The sequence below is a fragment of the Priestia sp. 53B2 genome (genome assembly GCF_056099005.1).
On sequence record NZ_JBLZXA010000027.1, the window covers coordinates 317,014 to 334,098 of the forward strand.

Consider the following 17,085-nt stretch of genomic DNA (forward strand, 5'->3'; position numbering starts at 1 on the left):
CAAAGAAGATTCGAACGATGAATCAAGATTCTTGATGAAGAATCTTGATTCATCGTTCGGATTTTTTCATAGTTATGGTGAACGTAGGTTTCATATATGTAGTGGCTTCTAGCTGTTGATTGTAGGGCAAGGCGAAGACTCCGGCAGGAGCTGAAGCGACGAGGAGGCTCAGCGGCGGCCCGCGGAAAGCGAAGTCTTGCACGGAAATCGACAGCGGTGTAACAAGTGATTCATACCCCATCATTTATCCCGTTTGTGTGTCTTTAGATTGGATTGATTTAGTTATGTCTCAACCTCTTTGTTTTTTGTGTTGTCATAATTCATATAAAAAGGTATAAACTAGGTTCTCTCACTAGACAAAAAGGTTTTTCCTATGTAGTATAGGTGTCAGATAATACAAAACGAATGTTCAGTATAAATAATAAATGTGCGGGGCGGTGGAAATAGCTTGAATAAAAAAAAGCTTCAAAGTGAACAAACCAAAAGAAAAGTGGCAGATGCCGCTAAAGCATTGTTTTCTCAAAAAGGCTATAAAGCTACATCTATTGAGGAAATTGTAGAAGCTACGGGAAGCAGTAAAGGAAATATTTATTATCACTTTAAAAGTAAAGAAGGGCTTTTTCTCTATTTAATAGACGAATGGAATCTCGAGTGGGAACGAAACTGGAAAGAAAGAGAGTCTCTTTACAAAACAACAAGAGATAAGCTTTTTGGAATTGCGGAGCAAATCATTTTAGATGATTTGAATCATCCTCTTACGAAAGCCGCCGATGAGTTTTTTAACAACGAGGAAAAGGGCAGCGACATCGAAGAGCGAATTGATGAGATGGTGAAACGACACTTGGAGTTTAACCGGGAACTTTTGCAAAAAGGCATTGATGAAGGAGAGTTTTCTCCTAAAAATGCAGAACAGCTTGCAGTAGTTTTAGAAGGGCTGTTTGTTGGAATGAGCCGCATGTCTCGAAAAACGAACACGGAAAATGCCCTGCAGCTCTACCATTCAGCAATCGATGTATTTTTAAACGGAATTATAGCAAGGTCTTCTTAAATAATCGGGGATGCTTATTGCGGTAATGAGTAATCCCTCATTATTTTGTATTTTTATAGACCGAACGTTCAGTATTTTTGAAATCAGGAGGTTTATATGTCATTATTGTTAAGAAATCGAGCGGCGATTTTGCTGCTCATGCTAAATATTTTTATTATTTTTACAGGAATCGGTCTCGTGATTCCAATTATGCCAACATATATGACGGAGCTTCATATCAACGGCAGCGTGATGGGGCTTTTAGTAGCGGTGTTTTCACTAACTCAATTTCTGTTTTCACCTTTAGCGGGGCGGTTATCAGATTCGTTAGGAAGAAAGAAAATTATTGTAGCGGGAATGATTGTTTTTGCCTTGTCTGAATGGTTCTTTGGTTCAGTGAGTACACCTCTTTTATTATTTGTATCGAGAATGTTAGGCGGAGTCGGGGCCGCGCTTATTATGCCTGCTGTTATGGCTTATACAGCGGACGTGACGTCTGCTAAAGAACGCGCTAAAGGAATGGGCTATGTGACGGCCGCAATTACAACAGGATTTATTATTGGGCCCGGTATCGGAGGCTTTTTAGCTGAATACGGCATGCGTGTACCATTTTATATGGCCGCAGTAGCAGGAGGCTTGGCTGCAGTGATTACGCTTTTTGTTTTGCCAGAGTCTCGTCCTGTACAAAATCATGCTGTTTCAAACAATGAGAATCCAAAAGAAGATCGGCTGCTACTGCAGCTTATGAATTCCTATAAAGAACCTTATTTTTTAAGTTTAATTATTGTTTTTGTGACATCGTTTGGATTATCCAATTATGAAACGATTTTTTCACTATTTGTTGATCATAAATTTAGCTTTACGCCAAAAGATATTGCGTTTGTTATTACGTTTGGCTCTATTGCGGGGGCTGTAGTGCAGGTTACGATTTTTGGCTGGATTTTAAATAAGTTTGGTGAAAAAAGAGTGATTTCGTTTTGCTTGATGATGACGGGACTTTTTATTTTACTTACGCTATTTGTGCACACGTACTGGCTTATTATTGTTGTGACGTTCATCGTCTTTCTAGCAACAGATATTTTACGTCCGGCAATCAGCACGCAAATGTCGATGATGGCACAAGACGACCAAGGATATATAGCCGGACTAAATTCTGCTTATACAAGTCTTGGGAATATTATTGGACCCGTTGTAGCAGGCTTTCTCTTTGATATAAACATTAATTATCCGTACGTATCAGCTGCACTTGTACTGCTGCTTTGTTTTCTTTTATCTTTAAGAGCAGGGAAGGACAGAAAAACAGCTGTGAGAAATCAAGCGGTTTAAGAGAAATAACCATAAGGAAAAAATGATAGAATTCTTAGGGAATAGAAGACCTCCAGTAACTTACTGGAGGTCTTTTGAGTATTCTTTTAGGAAAGGTGTAAGGTTTACAACGCCACTCAGCCTATAGAGAAGATTTATTTTATCGGCAAAACAGTGAAATGGTTGCAAATAAAAAAGGTTAATAGTAAACTTTAAACGTAACAAGAATAGTATGGGAGCTTGCGCGGGGCAGGCTGAGAGTACAGGGACGCCTGTTGACCATTTGAACCTGTTGGATAATGCCAGCGCAGGGAATGTGAGTACATACCAAAGCACTTTGCGCATGCAAGGTGCTTTTTGTCTTTTTTTTGCAGTGTTAAAACTAAATGAAAAGAGTGAGAGAATATGGATATTAGTAAAATTTCAGCTCAATTAGAAAAAGTAAGAGATACAAGTCCGCTTGTTCATAATATTACGAATGTTGTGGTAACCAATTTTACTGCAAATGGACTGCTTGCACTAGGAGCTTCACCTGTTATGGCTTATGCGAAGGAAGAAGTGGCTGACATGGCACGAATCGCCGGAGCGCTTGTCTTAAATATGGGTACACTGACGGCTCAAGAAGTAGAAGCGATGAGAATAGCAGGAAAATCAGCAAATGAAAATGGCGTGCCGGTTATTTTCGATCCTGTAGGAGCCGGAGCGACACCGTTTCGTACAGAAGTAGCAGGTCAGCTTGTAGAAGAATTAAATATTGCAGTTATTCGTGGTAACGCTGCTGAAGTTGCGAATGTAGTAGGCGAGTCATGGCTCATTAAAGGCGTTGATTCATTAGAAGGGCAAGGAGACGTCATTGAACTTGCTGAGAAAGCAGCGAACAAATTAGATACAGTGATTGTTATCACGGGTAAACAGGATGTAATCACAGATGGAAACACAACGTATACAGTAGACAACGGTCACCCGTTATTTACGAAAGTGACGGGGACTGGATGTCTGCTGACATCAATAATAGGAGCTTTCGCTGCTGTAGAAAAAGAATATGTCGAGGCAAGCGTTGCTGCTTTAAGTTTTTACGGAGTGGCAGGTGAGATCGCCGCAGCGAAAAAAGGTGAAGAAGGGCCGGGAAGCTTTCAAATTGAGCTGTTAAACCAGCTTCATCTTTTATCCGGGCAGGATATTGAATCATATGCAAGAGTACATCAACGTTAAAAGGAGCCGGAAAATGACAAACGAAGAAATCAAAAAGCTGCTGCAAGTTTATTTTATAATGGGCAGCAATAACTGTACAAAAGATCCGAGAGAAGTGTTGAAAGAAGCAATTGAAGGCGGCGTTACCGTGTTTCAATTCCGTGAAAAAGGCGAGGGTGCCTTAACAGGAGAAGCGAAATATCAGCTGGCGAAAGAACTTCAGCAAATTTGTCAGCAGCATAGCGTTCCTTTTATCGTGAATGATGATCTTGACTTAGCGATCCGCTTACAAGCAGATGGCGTTCATATTGGACAAGAAGATGAAAAAGCGCATATTGTTCGAGAGAAAATAGGAAAAGGAATTGTGGGCGTTTCTGTTCATAATATACAAGAGCTGCAGCAAGCGATAAAAGACGGAGCGGATTATGTAGGAATGGGACCTGTTTTTCCTACTTCTACAAAAAAAGATGCAAAAGCAGTGCAAGGTACAAAATTAATTGAAGAAGTACGAAACCAGAATATTGACTTTCCAATTGTAGGAATCGGTGGCATCACACCTGAAAATGCCAAACAAGTAGTAGAAGCAGGTGCAGATGGCGTTTCTATTATTACCGCGATTAGCTTAGCAGCTTCTCCAAAAGAAAAAGCAGCTCAATTGAAAGAAGCGGTAGGAAAATAAAAAAAGCGCACAGTGTGCGCTTTTTTATTATAGCTGAACAGTTTGAGGAGTTTCTTCGCCTTCATTCATGAAGCGAATTTCGTTCGGCGTAATTTCAAGAACAACATACTCAGGGTCATTTGGACCGTCAAACCATTCTTTCATGTGATCGTTCCATATACGCCCTTTTAATTGATCACCAGTACGAAGAACAGCTGTCCCAGATAATTCTAAGTATTGATCGCCATATCCTTCGCCGCTGTAGCCCAATAGTACGTGCACGTTCGGATTGGCTTCGATTTCTTCTGCCTTATGTGTATTGATATTTGTTGGTGTGTAAAGAGCGATACCATCTTCATCGCTAAAGAATGTCATATAGCGAGAGTGGGGTTTGTTGTTTACAACTGTAGCTAATGTACCTACACGATTTCCTTCTAATACTTCGTTTACTTTTTTAGCAATTTTTTGTTCATTCATTTTATCCATCTCCTTTATTACTTTTTGTGTTCCTCAATCGAAGATAAATAAAACATACATGTCTAAAAAAAAGTAAGTTAACAATAAAATAATTATGTAAACTAATAAATTGAAAAATAAAAAAAGCTAGCTACAGCTAACTAAAAAATAAGCCCGCACTGCCGTAACCCTAAGTGTCTTAAATACCCAGATCTACTAGGTGGGTGCCCTCATAGCCGGGTTTAGCGTCCCAAGAAGGGCGTGCTATCTGCAGCTAAATTTTGAGCTCCCTTTTAACACTCAAAGGTTTAAGACAACATGAGTATACGCACAGCGCAGGTATGTATAACAAATGTAAATAAGATGCCGATATATAAATGTTTTCTAATTAATCAACTTTCATCGTACAAGAAATGATTATAACGGAATAATGAATGGAACGCAAGACTTTTATTTAAAGTTTTTCTTCTCTAACATCTTGGCGGGGAAGCAGTAACAAAATAAGAAAAGGGCCCGCAACTGGAATGAAACATAAAAGAAGGTAAGGCCGGGATGCTATCCTTTCTTTTGTCATAACGGAGTAAGAAAGCCACGTTAAAACAAAAAAATCAGCGGTCATCACGCTAACAAGCTGTGACTGCATAAAAGCATCTCCATAAGCTTTTATTGAACCTATGGATAGTCCGTATACGTAACCTGCAATCGTGAGCGCTAAGCATAGTCCAATCCATAGACGAGAAGAAATGATAGCAATGAAACGTGAAGGAATACGCGAACGTGGTCGAACTTTTTGTCCTTTCCAATGATAATAGAGCAAAAGAGAAAAAGCTCCAAGCGCAAATGATAGAAGAGAAAATGGCCATCCAGGCAGTTTGTATGTATCTTTTTTACAGATCATTAACATAAACAATACTGGGAAAAGTCCTAAAAAAGAGAATACCGTAACCACGAGCGGATCTACCTGTTGAAAATTTCCTGTGATAAGATTTTTAAACAGCAAATCATTAGCGGCGCTTGCTCCCGGAGCTAGCAGCAAGGCGTATAGTACAAGCATAGCCCATACAATGATATACATATTCTCAACTCCTTTTAATTGTTTTAGTGTACAAAAACCATTTCAGTATATTTCCCTGTCTTGTGACGAAGGGAAACACTTGAAACTCTTCTTTAATTAGGTGTAATATTACACTAAAGAAATGTGCGTGTATAGAAAGAAAGGGCTGTGAAAATGAATAAACAAGAAGTGATTAAATCAGTATCGGATAAAATACGATTAATTCGTTTAGAAAGAAACTATTCACAAGACAGAATGGCTGAAGTCATCGGTATTTCCAAAAAAACATTGGTTCAAATTGAAAAAGGGCGCACGGAAGCAGGGTGGACGACCACTGTTGCAGTATGCGGTTTGTTTGGTGACAGTGAAATCCTTCAATCGGTTTTAGGAGACGTTCCTTTAGAAGTAGTAGAAATCATTGCTCATAACGGGGTATCTTCTCCAAAAGATAAAACGCTCGGAGGAAGAGTATGGTGGAAAGAAATTCAAAAAGAAGGCTCTTTTCGTCTGCAGCAAAATATGATTAGTCAGCACTATCGCATTTTAGATGACCAAGACTATCGATGGTTTAGTTCATTTGATAAAAGCGAAGCGGTAAAAAGGTTTGAAGAATTAACGAATGAATAAAAAAGAGGCCGGGACATAACAAAATCACTTCAATCTAGAGACGAACAAATGGGATAAAGGAGCTGAATCGCTTGTCACACAGCTGTTGATTTCCGTGCAAGACTTCGCTTTTCCCGCAGGAGTCTTTGCCTTGCCCTCCAATCAACCGCTAGAAGCAACCACATACACGAAACCTACGTTCACCCTATCCATAAAAAAATCCGAACGAATTTGATTCTCCATCAAGAGTCTTGATTCATCGTTCGGATTTTTCTTCCACTGCTATACTTTTGTCTCGGCCTCTACTGATTCATTAACGTACCTGATGAGGGACGACTGAACCAATTCCATAGCTCTACATCTCCAAGTGACGCATATGTGATCGACGGATCATCTTTTAATTTCAGAAGTTTTTTTGTAGGCCCTGTAATCACAACGCCGTACACACCGACGCCATGTTTTTTCACATAAGAATATCGCTGCTTTAACAACAGATCGGAATGGTCTAGCTGACGAACTTTTTGGACCGTTTCTTCATTATCGGCTAATAGTTTCATCATATTTAAAACGTTCGACTTGCTAGTAGAGTGGGTTTGATTTCCTTTGTGATCGTAAGGTAAGTCTAAAAACTCTGGAAAGCCAAATGTTGATGTTAAGTCAATTAATGGCTCATCTTTTGTGCTTGTTTTTTGTTCGTGTCCTGTATTAAGCGCATACCAAGAGGTAGAAAAATCACGGCTGTCGATGGCGTTCATTTTTTGCTGAACTTCTTTTAGCGAATACGTCTCATCAAAAGAAATAGCCACTTCGCTTACCGTGCCTTTTGGGAGATTTTCTAACGCTTTCCATGTTTCGTTTGTCCATTCCTTATACTCTTTTGCATGCTGCTTTAGTTTTTTGGGATCAGGATATACAAAAGAAAGGTTAAGGTCGTATTTGCCGCCAGAAAATTCTTTTTCTACACCGCTTGTTTTATCAAACAGCTGATGAAATGTAAACGTCCCAATGGCTTGCTCTTCACGTCCGATTTGCTTATAAGCTTCCATTTGCGACTGCATGCGGAAAAAGGACTGTGTATCAGAAGTGGTTTCACGTATATGAACGTTCGGAAAAGCAGATTCGATAGCCGCTTGATTCACGCTGTTTATGTATTCGGTTTTTGATTGATGATAATATACAATAGATAAAAAGCTGCCGATTATCCATAGCAGAACGACAGAACTAATGACAGTTGTCACATTTGAAAGGCGCTGCTTCCATTTGGCGATATAAATGGACTTTTTAACTTTTTTATTATCCAACATCGTATCGTCACTTAGTGAAGTAGCCGATGAAGTTGGCGGTAACGGTTCATCTTCGGTTAGCAAGTGCTCCAAATGAGCTGAGCATGCTTCACAATTTTCCGTATGTTCTTCAAGTGTTTCTGCTTCTTTGTCTGTCAAAGTGCCGTTTTTATATTTTTCCCATTGATGCTTCATATCTTGACAGCTCATCCGTCCTCTTCCTTTCTTTTTTTCAATTGTTGACGACCACGATACAAGTCCATTTTCACTTTTGACAGAGTATAGCCAGTCATTTCTGCAATCTCTTCATATGTGAAGCCGTGATAATCTCGTAACAGTACAATATTCTGCTTAGCCGGAGGCAAAGCAGATACATCAGAAAGCCAGCCGTCGATTTCACTTTGAATCATCACTTGTTCTTCAGCACTTGGCTGAGGAGTAAAGTGCCATTCTTCTATTTCGACAGTAGGGCGTTTTTTTTCTTTTCGATACCAGTCAATAAAGGCGTGATAAGCAATTTTGAACAGCCAAGGCTTCACTTCCTCGCCTTTATATGTTTCTAAGTGTAAAAGTGCCCGGTAAAAGGTCTCCTGCATTAAATCTTCCGCTGATTCTTTTCTGCGAGTAAGAGAGAGAAGATAGCGCAGCAAATCATGCATGTGCTGTTTATAAATGTGTTCAAAGTTATGCTGTTGTGCCATTTTCTCCCCCTTTCATTTAATCAACGCAATTTGTGGATAAAAGTTTCGGTTTTTTTATCAAAAATCGTATGTAATAGATAAAAGATGCTTAAAATACGATATATAGCTTATCATACTAAAAAGAAAACCATATGAAATTCGACATAATTCCGTGTAATTTGTCATTTTTTTAAAAAACTAAAGGGTAATTGGTGTTCGAAGGAAACAGAAAATGTTATGATAGAACAAGGATGTGCTCTTACAAAAAACAGCTACATACATAATAAAAAATACAGCGTTTGTTTGCAAAATAAAAATGGACAAACACATGGTGTTTAACCATGGATGTTTGTGGGAAAATAAACTAAGTATTTTCAACAAAAAGTAAATTAAATTGTGTTTTCACTTATAAAAAACACGGTAAATTGGAAAAGGTGGGGTCATGATGGACGTAGAAAATACACAAGGTACAGAAGAACAAGCACCTAAAGTCAAAGCAGCTAAAGTTGGCGATACGATTCAGCCAAAAAAAGGCGACTATAAAGGATTTAAAGGAATTGTTATGGTAGTGCGAGACAATTCGGTTATCGTAGATTTTGGGAAAGATGCTGAAACGGGCGAATCCATGAAAACAGTCGTTAATCATAAAAACTATAAAATCGTAAAAAAGTAGGTGAATAACCTACTTTTTTTTACTGAATATATGTTTAAAGACTGCGATTTTTCTATCGGAAACCTTAGAGAAAAGCGTAGGTAAAGCAATTCTTTGAGAAGAAGAATGTTTTTTAGTAAACTATAGAAAGTATGCAGAAAGAAAGGATTTTTGTTATGTCAATTCAACTATCACAATTATCATTACCACAAGAGGTTCTTTCGCTTTTAGCGAATCGTAAATATGAAAACTTGTCCGATGCTGATCAGCTATTAATTGGAAAAGGAGGCTATACAGCAGAAGAAGCAGATATTTTAGAAGATGCCATTATTGCCTTGTCACTAGGGAAAAACGTACTTTTAAAAGGGCCAACAGGTTCAGGTAAAACAAAGCTGGCTGAAACGCTGTCACATTTGTTTTCTCAGCCGATGCATAGCGTTAACTGCTCGGTTGACTTAGATGCAGAAGCGCTGCTTGGTTTTAAAACAATTGCTGAACAAGAAGGGAAAACAGGTATTGAGTTTGTGGAAGGACCTGTTATTCAGGCAATGAAAAAAGGCCATTTATTATATATTGATGAAATTAACATGGCTAAACCTGAAACGCTTCCTATTTTAAACGGGGTTCTTGATTACCGGAAAATGATTACGAACCCATTCACTGGAGATGTAGTACGCGGTCAGCAAACGTTCGGAGTAGTAGCGGCTATTAATGAGGGGTATGTTGGTACTGTTCCATTAAACGAAGCGTTAAAAAATCGTTTTGTTGTTATTGAAGTGCCATATATTCAAGGAGGCAGCTTAAAGCAAGTTCTGATGTCTCAGTCTCAGTTAAAAGACGAAAAATTAATTGATAAATTTGTCACGCTCTCTGCAGATTTAATTACTCAAGTTCAAAGCGGACATGTATCAGAAGAAGCTGCGTCTATTCGTGCGCTTATCGATACGTGTGATTTAGCTCTTTATATGCCGCCTCTTCGCGCGATTAAACGCGGTATTATTGAAAAGCTAGAAGATGAAAGGGAAAAAGCCGCCATTCAAAATATTGCTGAAACATTATTTGAGTAAGGAGTGGCGCTATGCGATTTATTAAATTTAACGACAAAAATGTAGATTCCTTTCTCTATATGGAGCTGGCAGATTTAACGAAAACATTAACAAAAAATGATGAAATTGAAGTAGAGTATCGCGTTTCTTCTTATTATGATCCTGTACACGGCATTATTTATCTCAGTCACTTTTGGGATAACCGTCCAGAAGAAGACAAAGTGTCCGGCTTAAAAAGTGATGTATTTTTAAGAAGTATTGGAAGCTATAAGCATTCAAACTTCAAAGAAATTAATGCATATTTAAAGAAAATAAATAAAACGTCGGTACCTAGCTTAGCTAAGCAGCTGTTTATGCTGTTTGAAGATATTCGTTTAGAAGAAGTATGCAAACGCGAACGTCCTGGAACGAAAAAAGCCTTCGCCGTCAGAAGACAGCTCTACAGAAAATATTTTGCTACACAAATGAGCGCAAATTTAACAAAAAGCGTGTATACGGATGCACTTTTTAACGGCATCTACTTGCTATTAACGGCTGAAAATCCATTTGAAGAAATTCCTTCAATGAGTGAATCGATTAACTTAGCGATGCCTTTTATTCGCAGACAGCTAACAAATGTATATGAAGCTAAAACAACAAAAGATGTATCGCGCATCTGTCTTGAACTTATAGATGTTTTTGATGATATTATTGAAAAAGATATGCTTAATACTTATTTCTTCTTGGCTGAACTTCAGTATGATCAGTTAGAAGAAGGGTTAACATTTGAAGATTTAAAACGCAAAGATTCATTAGTGAACGATGATATTTTAGAGCATGAAAAAGACGGAGATGAAGACATTCACGAAGAGAAAATGGAAATGTGGCATCGAGAGACAAGCGAAGCGACGCAAAGTTTTCTACAGTTTGATATGGATCAAGGCTCAAAAACAGACATGCTAGGCGATGGTGTTCGTGAAGGCGATGATGGAGATCAAGCAATGGGCATGGTGCAAGGGTCTTCTCAAAAAACATCGCGCAACGATTATTCTCAAATGGAAGCCATGGAGCAAACGCACCCAGAAAAAGACGGAGAAGCGGATTATGAGTATGGCAAAGAAAATAAGCATGCCTATGCTGTTTTTATAGATTCTAAACTTCCGAACGACGATCACGTTGTTCAGTATGATGAGAATAAAAAAATTATTGCATCGTATCAAAAGAAATTAAAGCAAATGATTGAAAAAACGCTTGAACATAAAAAAACGCTTCCTAGAAGCGAGCTGCACTTTGGCCGATTAAATAAAAAGCTTCTAAAACTATTGACAGATGACAATCCTCGTTTGTTTTATAAAAAAGATGAAGATTCTGCGCAAATTGATGCTGTCTTTTCTCTTTTAGTTGACTGTTCCGCATCAATGTACGACAAAATGGATGAAACGAAGCTTGGGATTACGCTATTTCATGAAGCGTTAAAGTCTGTTATGGTGCCTCATCAAATTGTAGGGTTTTGGGAAGATACAAATGATGCCACCGAAACGAGCCAGCCTAACTACCTGCAGACGGTTATGGACTTTCAAGCATCGTTAAAGCGTAAAAGCGGTCCTGAAATTATGCAGCTTGAGCCTGAAGAAGACAACCGTGATGGATTTGCCATTCGCCATATGACACGCCGCTTGCTTCAGCGTTCTGAACAGCAGAAGTTTTTACTTGTGTTTTCAGACGGTGAACCAGCCGCTATGGGATATGAACAAAATGGTATTGTAGATACGCACGAAGCGGTATTAGAAGCACGCAAGCACGGAATTGAAGTCATCAACGTCTTTTTATCCAACGGGGAAATTGATGAAGGACAAAAGAAAACCATTCAAAATATGTACGGGAAATATAGTATTTTAGTACCAAACATCGAAGAACTTCCCGATGTGCTATTTCCTTTACTCAAGAAATTACTTCATAAAAGCATTTAAAAAAGTCGAAGCATATTGCTTCGACTTTTTTTGCTATTGACCGTTAAAGAGGAGCGAGGTAAGTTAAATATATATGAAAAAGAGAGAAGGAATGGCAAGTGGAAGGAGTTCAAACGTCATCTAGAAGAGCATGGGGGCTGCTGCTTGTAATCATTGGTGCCACAATGTGGGGAGTATCTGGCACGGTGGCTCAATATTTATTTCAGCATAAAAGTTTTAACGCAGAGTGGCTGGTCGTCGTTCGTATGTTAGTATCCGGAGTGCTGCTTTTGTCAATAGCCTCTAAGCAGCGCAATATTTTTGCAATTTGGAAAACAAAAGAAGAGAGGAGTTCGCTGCTTTTGTTTGGTGTAATCGGTATGCTCGGCGTGCAGTATACATATTTTGCAGCTATTCAAGCAGGAAACGCTGCTACAGCTACAGTGCTTCAATATACGTCGCCAATATTTATTATTGGCTATTTAGCTGTGCAAGCAAGAAAGTGGCCGGTGAAAGTAGAAATGATTTCTGTTGCACTCGTCATAACGGGGACATTTTTTCTTGCAACAAGCGGAAATTTTAACGAGCTGTCTATTACAGGATGGGCGTTGTTTTGGGGGATTGGGGCAGCTGTGACGTCTGCTTTTTATACGCTTCAGCCTAAACGTCTTCTTGCGAAATGGAGCTCAATTGAAGTAGTAGGCTGGGGAATGGTGATAGGCGGCGTAAGTTTTTCATTTATTCACCCGCCGTGGCATATAGCAGGTGAATGGTCGCTATTGTCGCTGTGTGCGGTGTTATTTGTAATCATCTTCGGAACGCTCATTGCATTTTATTGCTATTTGGAAAGCTTGAAGCATATTAGCGCTTCTGAAGCCATTGTTCTTGCGTCAGCAGAGCCTTTATCAGCAGCGGCGCTCTCTGTTCTATGGCTTCATGTGACCTTTGGATGGACGGAGTGGTTAGGTACAATTCTTATTATCGCTACGGTATTTTTACTTTCTCAGCGAAAGCCAGAGGTGACATCATAAGTAAAAAGGACTTTCAAATGAAAGTCCTTTTTATTTTTATAGAGGTTTTAGCGTAAACGTGTTTGTATACGAGCGGTTAGCATATAGTGTGTAATCAGGATGTGTTTTAGCTCCCCAGCTGTCGTCTCCGCCAACGCCCATTTGTTTGTAGTTAACCCGCACGGTTACTGAATCGCTTGACGGCAATTTGTAAAAATGATCGTAAGCCTCCAGTTCAAAAGGTGAATAAGGTAAAGCATTCAGCTCGACTGTTGGCAAACCTTTTATCAAAAAGCCGCGTCCTTGATCGTTTGTAATAGTGGCCCATCGAACGTCCGTTTTATTTCCGCATTCTTGAGGGCGTAAATACGGTGTAACTTGCTCTTTTACACTGCCTTTATGAAGGGCCAGCTTAGCGCCAGTTTTACGGTCCCAATAATTTTCATGAGGTCCTCTTCCGTACCACGTTAAAGAATCAAAAGCTGCATTCATCGTAAACAGCATGCCGATTTCAGGAATTTCAGGCATTGTCTCAGAAGGTGCTAAAGATTGTTCAATCTTCATTTCACCATCGTTATATAGCGTATACGTTACATAGCAAGAAGCAAGAGAGTTGTCTAAAGCTAGTTCAACCGAAATGATAACAAAGTCAATTTGCGGTTGAACACTTATGTTTTGCACACGCTGCTCTAAGCTTGCTTGACGCCACGTTTGACATCTTTCATGCAGTTTATTCCCGAGGTCATTATCGGTTACTGCACGCCAAAAGTTTGGATGGAAACCCGACGCAAGCAGCTCGGTGTGCTCATAGTTGTAAGAAATAAACTGTCCTTTTCGCTTATCAAAAATAGCCGTGAAGTTAGTTCCTGTAACCGTAAGCGTTTGTTCATTTTGGTCAACGGTTAAAGCAGGATGAGCAGCTTTTACTGAAGGCACAGCGGTTTTGGCAGGCAGCACAAACTGTTCGTACGCCACTTCATATCCAGCTGAAGCCCAGGCTGTATCTTTGGACAATCTGAGAGAAAGAGTTAAAACAAATTCGTCAGCTTCATTTTCTTGCTCATAAAGAGAATAAGAAAGCGTCAGTTCGTCTGTACCATCAGGAGCTACATTTAAAAGAGACGCATGCTTTTCAACAAGTTCACCGTTTTTTTCAACAGTCCAAACAAAATCATAGGCGTTCAAGTTTGTAAACAAGTGTTTGTTTTGAACGGCAAACTTTCCTTTAGCAGCGTCGACTGCTGTCCACTTTACGGGCTGATAGCATTTTTTTACTTCTGCAATTTTAGGGCTAGCTGTCCCATCAGCAAAGATTAAGCCGTTTCCGCAGAAGTTACCATCGTTAGGAGTATCACCAAAATCTCCCCCGTAAGCTAAGTAAGAAGTACCGTCTTCTGCTGTTGTTTGAAGAGCTTGATCTTTCCAGTCCCATATAAAACCGCCTTGCAAGATCGGATATTGATCAAACAGCTCCCAGTATTTGTACAAATTTCCGCATGAATTGCCCATTGCATGACTGTATTCACATAAGATATAAGGTTTTTTCGGATTCATTAATGCATAGCGCTCTACATCTGCTGGCTTAACGTACATCGTGCTTTCTATATCTGAAGCATCATAGTCGCGATGATGGAAGATTCCTTCGTAATGAACAAGTCGTGTGGAATCTTTTTCTTTAAAAAAGGTATACATATGGTGAAAGTTTTCTCCGCCAAATGATTCGTTTCCAAGCGACCAAATAATGATAGAAGGGTGGTTTTTGTCACGTTCGTACATCGAACGACAGCGATCCAATACGTTTTCTTTCCATTCTGGCTTGCTTCCTGGAACGGCTTTTTGCTCACCTTCTTGTAAATAAGTCCACGTTCCGTGCGTTTCTAAATTGGTTTCATCAATAACGTACAGTCCGTATTCATCACATAGTTCATACCATACTGAATCGTTAGGATAATGGGATGTACGCACTGCGTTAATATTATGCTGTTTCATCAGCAAAATGTCGTGAAGCATGTCTTCGCGCGTAATGCCTGCCCGGCCTTTTACTGAATCAAATTCGTGGCGATTCACTCCTCGAAGTACAATACGTTTGCCGTTGATTGTCATAAGACCGTTCTTTAGTTCAAATATACGGAAGCCGACTTTACAGCTTTCTGTTTCGATAATAGAACCAGCAGAATTCTTTAAGCTGAGTACAAGCGTATACAAATTAGGACTTTCTGCGCTCCATTTTGCAGGGCTTTTAATGTGTGTACGCAAGGAGACTGTACGTTGATCGCTCACACTTAAATTTGTTTGCAGCGGAGCTTGTAGTACTTCTTGGCCATTTGCGTCATACAGCGTGGCTCCAAATGTTAGATCTTGAGTATCTTGCTCAAAGTAGTTTAAAATATCAGCTGAAACGATAAGTTCACCATCTTGGTAGTTGTTATCAAGCGACGAACGAACGCTAAAGTCATAGATGTGAACCGGTGGAGTAGAATAGAGATACACATCTCGGAAGATGCCGCTCATTCGCCAAAAATCTTGGTCTTCAAGCCAGCTTGCATCACTCCAGCGATATACTTCTACTGCTATCGTATTTTCACCTTCTTGAAGGTAAGAAGTTATATCAAATTCAGCTGGAGTAAAGCTGTCTTCGCTGTATCCAACAAACTCACCGTTAATCCATACGTAAAAAGCAGATTCGACGCCTTGGAAGCTGACGTACACCGGCTGATCTTTCCATTCTGGTTTAGGTGTAAAAGTACGGATGTACTGACCGACAGGATTATATTTAGTCGGTGCAAAAGGAGGTTCGAGCTCTTCATTTTCAACCCAAGGGTATGTCACGTTTGTATATTGAGGATAGTCATATCCTTGCAGCTGCCAGTGTGAAGGAACTGAAATAGAGTCCCATTTCTCATATGAAAACTCAGGTACGAAAAAGTTTTTGACGCGGCCATCTGCATTTTCAGCAAAATGAAAATACCAGCTGCCATTTAAGCTTTGATAGTAAACAGAAGATTTTCTATTATTTTTTAAGGCCTCTTCGATTGTTTGATAAGGCATAAGTAAAGCGTGTGCTTTTGAACGGTTCAATTGAAAAGTTTCAGGGTTGTTATTCCATTCAGGGTATCCGTTTACAGGTGCTGTATAATTAAATTTCTTGCCGGTTTTTAACACGTCGATCCCTCATTTCTAAAGTACTAGGTTATTAGTTTATATGAAAATGATAACGTTTTCTGAAAACCTTATCAATCTAATTATTTTCATGATAATATAACTATATTCACATAAAAAGGGGGAAGTAATGTGGACCGTATGTACTTTCCGGCTCTTTCAGATGAAGATATGAAACTGCCATTCTATGTTACAAGCGCTGGAAGCTGGAGACACCAAACGCATATTAAGCGTCAGGGAGAGTTTCCTGATTATCAATGGATTCAATGCATAAAAGGAAGAGGCGAGCTTCGTGTAAATGACGAGGTTTATATTATAAAAGAAAATGAAGGGATGTTTCTGACGCCGCACGTTCCGCACGAATACTATCCCGTTACGAGCGAATGGCAAGTATGCTGGGTTTCTTTTAACGGAAGTGTGATTGATGATATCATGCTTTCTCTTCAATTTATTAATTCGGGAAAAATTGTCCTTACAAATGCTGAAAGTCTTTACAGGATGCTTCAAGAACTAATGGATCGGTTAGAAGAAAATCATAACTCTAGCACCATGCAGTGCTCTGAACTACTATATAGCGTCATTTTAAAACTTCGCCAAGACAGCGTATATATAGAAAGCAAAAGTCGCCTGCAGCAAATTACTCAGCTAAACCCAGTCCTTCGTTATATCGAGGAATATTATCATCAGCCGTTAACGCTAGAAGTACTGGCGCAGCAGCTCAATGTAACGGAGCAGTATACGTGTTTGCTTTTTCAACAATCTCTTGGCATCCGGCCATTTGAATACGTAACGCGCGTGCGGATTCAAAAAGCAAAGAAACTGCTGCTTAAAAACAACCAAATCTCTGTACAAGATATAGCAAGACAAGTAGGATATGAACATCCAAGCTATTTTATCAAGCGCTTCAAAGAACAGGAAAACGTTACGCCAACTATTTTTCGGAAAATGTATTTTTCATAAGCTACATACAGCGGTTTTTATCTAAGTCATAAGACATGATATGGGGGTAGTTATTTCGTATGAGTTTTAA

At 39.3% G+C, this 17,085-nt stretch carries 15 protein-coding genes, 1 other RNA gene and 1 riboswitch; of the genes, 10 read left to right on the forward strand and 6 right to left on the reverse strand.

What is annotated here, in order from left to right:
* The first annotated feature begins 448 nt into the window (after nucleotides 1–448).
* The 4 genes from ACN6NE_RS22090 to thiE all read left to right on the forward strand — a co-directional run bounded on the left by ACN6NE_RS22090 (nucleotide 449) and on the right by thiE (nucleotide 4,202).
* Nucleotides 449–1,048, forward strand: a complete 600-nt coding sequence (locus ACN6NE_RS22090) for a TetR/AcrR family transcriptional regulator (RefSeq protein ID WP_474327268.1) — start codon at nucleotides 449–451, stop codon at nucleotides 1,046–1,048.
* Between the two features lie 96 nt (nucleotides 1,049–1,144).
* A complete protein-coding gene (locus ACN6NE_RS22095; RefSeq protein WP_474327270.1) occupies nucleotides 1,145–2,353 on the forward strand; it encodes an MFS transporter in 1,209 nt (402 codons plus the stop codon).
* 201 nt (nucleotides 2,354–2,554) lie between these two features.
* Nucleotides 2,555–2,663, forward strand: a riboswitch (TPP riboswitch).
* Nucleotides 2,664–2,737: 74 nt separating this feature from the next.
* The gene (gene thiM, locus ACN6NE_RS22100) at nucleotides 2,738–3,544 is read left to right on the forward strand and encodes a hydroxyethylthiazole kinase (RefSeq protein ID WP_474327273.1); all 807 of its coding nucleotides are present in this window, start codon (nucleotides 2,738–2,740) and stop codon (nucleotides 3,542–3,544) included.
* A 13-nt stretch (nucleotides 3,545–3,557) separates the two neighbouring features.
* Nucleotides 3,558–4,202, forward strand: a complete 645-nt coding sequence (thiE, locus tag ACN6NE_RS22105) for a thiamine phosphate synthase (RefSeq protein ID WP_474327275.1) — start codon at nucleotides 3,558–3,560, stop codon at nucleotides 4,200–4,202.
* Nucleotides 4,203–4,229: 27 nt separating this feature from the next.
* Here the strand turns inward: thiE and ACN6NE_RS22110 are convergent, their stop codons facing one another.
* The 3 genes from ACN6NE_RS22110 to ACN6NE_RS22120 all read right to left on the reverse strand — a co-directional run bounded on the left by ACN6NE_RS22110 (nucleotide 4,230) and on the right by ACN6NE_RS22120 (nucleotide 5,712).
* The gene (locus tag ACN6NE_RS22110) at nucleotides 4,230–4,658 is read right to left on the reverse strand and encodes a pyridoxamine 5'-phosphate oxidase family protein (RefSeq protein WP_013082985.1); all 429 of its coding nucleotides are present in this window, start codon (nucleotides 4,656–4,658) and stop codon (nucleotides 4,230–4,232) included.
* Nucleotides 4,659–4,804: 146 nt separating this feature from the next.
* Nucleotides 4,805–4,982, reverse strand: a non-coding RNA gene (ssrS, locus tag ACN6NE_RS22115) — 6S RNA.
* Between the two features lie 109 nt (nucleotides 4,983–5,091).
* Entirely contained in the window at nucleotides 5,092–5,712 is a 621-nt protein-coding gene (locus ACN6NE_RS22120; protein WP_474327278.1) for a hypothetical protein, read from the reverse strand.
* 153 nt (nucleotides 5,713–5,865) lie between these two features.
* Here ACN6NE_RS22120 and ACN6NE_RS22125 point away from each other — a divergent pair, with 153 nt between their 5' ends.
* Nucleotides 5,866–6,318, forward strand: a complete 453-nt coding sequence (locus ACN6NE_RS22125; RefSeq protein WP_041816549.1) for a helix-turn-helix transcriptional regulator — start codon at nucleotides 5,866–5,868, stop codon at nucleotides 6,316–6,318.
* Between the two features lie 281 nt (nucleotides 6,319–6,599).
* Here ACN6NE_RS22125 and ACN6NE_RS22130 read toward each other — a convergent pair whose 3' ends face one another.
* Nucleotides 6,600–7,790 carry an anti sigma factor C-terminal domain-containing protein gene (locus ACN6NE_RS22130; RefSeq protein WP_474327281.1) on the reverse strand — a complete coding sequence of 397 codons (1,191 nt, stop codon included), beginning with the start codon at nucleotides 7,788–7,790 and terminating at the stop codon, nucleotides 6,600–6,602.
* Nucleotides 7,787–8,281: an RNA polymerase sigma factor gene (locus ACN6NE_RS22135; RefSeq protein ID WP_016763958.1), complete on the reverse strand. Its 495-nt coding sequence runs from the start codon at nucleotides 8,279–8,281 to the stop codon at nucleotides 7,787–7,789. Before ACN6NE_RS22135 ends, ACN6NE_RS22130 begins: the two co-directional genes overlap by 4 nt.
* 421 nt (nucleotides 8,282–8,702) lie before the next feature.
* On the opposite strand from ACN6NE_RS22135, the gene ACN6NE_RS22140 reads away from it, so the two are divergent.
* The 4 genes from ACN6NE_RS22140 to ACN6NE_RS22155 all read left to right on the forward strand — a co-directional run bounded on the left by ACN6NE_RS22140 (nucleotide 8,703) and on the right by ACN6NE_RS22155 (nucleotide 12,917).
* On the forward strand, nucleotides 8,703–8,933 hold the full coding sequence (locus tag ACN6NE_RS22140) for a YkvS family protein (RefSeq protein WP_013056869.1): 231 nt from the start codon (nucleotides 8,703–8,705) through the stop codon (nucleotides 8,931–8,933).
* Nucleotides 8,934–9,064: 131 nt separating this feature from the next.
* A complete protein-coding gene (locus tag ACN6NE_RS22145) occupies nucleotides 9,065–9,979 on the forward strand; it encodes an ATP-binding protein (protein ID WP_013056870.1) in 915 nt (304 codons plus the stop codon).
* 11 nt (nucleotides 9,980–9,990) lie between these two features.
* Nucleotides 9,991–11,907: a vWA domain-containing protein gene (locus tag ACN6NE_RS22150; protein ID WP_474327284.1), complete on the forward strand. Its 1,917-nt coding sequence runs from the start codon at nucleotides 9,991–9,993 to the stop codon at nucleotides 11,905–11,907.
* 98 nt (nucleotides 11,908–12,005) lie between these two features.
* Nucleotides 12,006–12,917 carry an EamA family transporter gene (locus tag ACN6NE_RS22155; protein ID WP_129708791.1) on the forward strand — a complete coding sequence of 304 codons (912 nt, stop codon included), beginning with the start codon at nucleotides 12,006–12,008 and terminating at the stop codon, nucleotides 12,915–12,917.
* A 36-nt stretch (nucleotides 12,918–12,953) separates the two neighbouring features.
* Here ACN6NE_RS22155 and lacZ read toward each other — a convergent pair whose 3' ends face one another.
* Nucleotides 12,954–16,058 (reverse strand): beta-galactosidase, LacZ type, encoded by a 3,105-nt coding sequence (gene lacZ / locus ACN6NE_RS22160; protein ID WP_474327286.1) that lies wholly within the window; start codon nucleotides 16,056–16,058, stop codon nucleotides 12,954–12,956.
* 138 nt (nucleotides 16,059–16,196) lie between these two features.
* On the opposite strand from lacZ, the gene ACN6NE_RS22165 reads away from it, so the two are divergent.
* Nucleotides 16,197–17,015, forward strand: coding sequence for an AraC family transcriptional regulator (locus tag ACN6NE_RS22165; protein ID WP_240702692.1), 819 nt, complete (start codon nucleotides 16,197–16,199; stop codon nucleotides 17,013–17,015).
* Nucleotides 17,016–17,085: the final 70 nt, after the last annotated feature.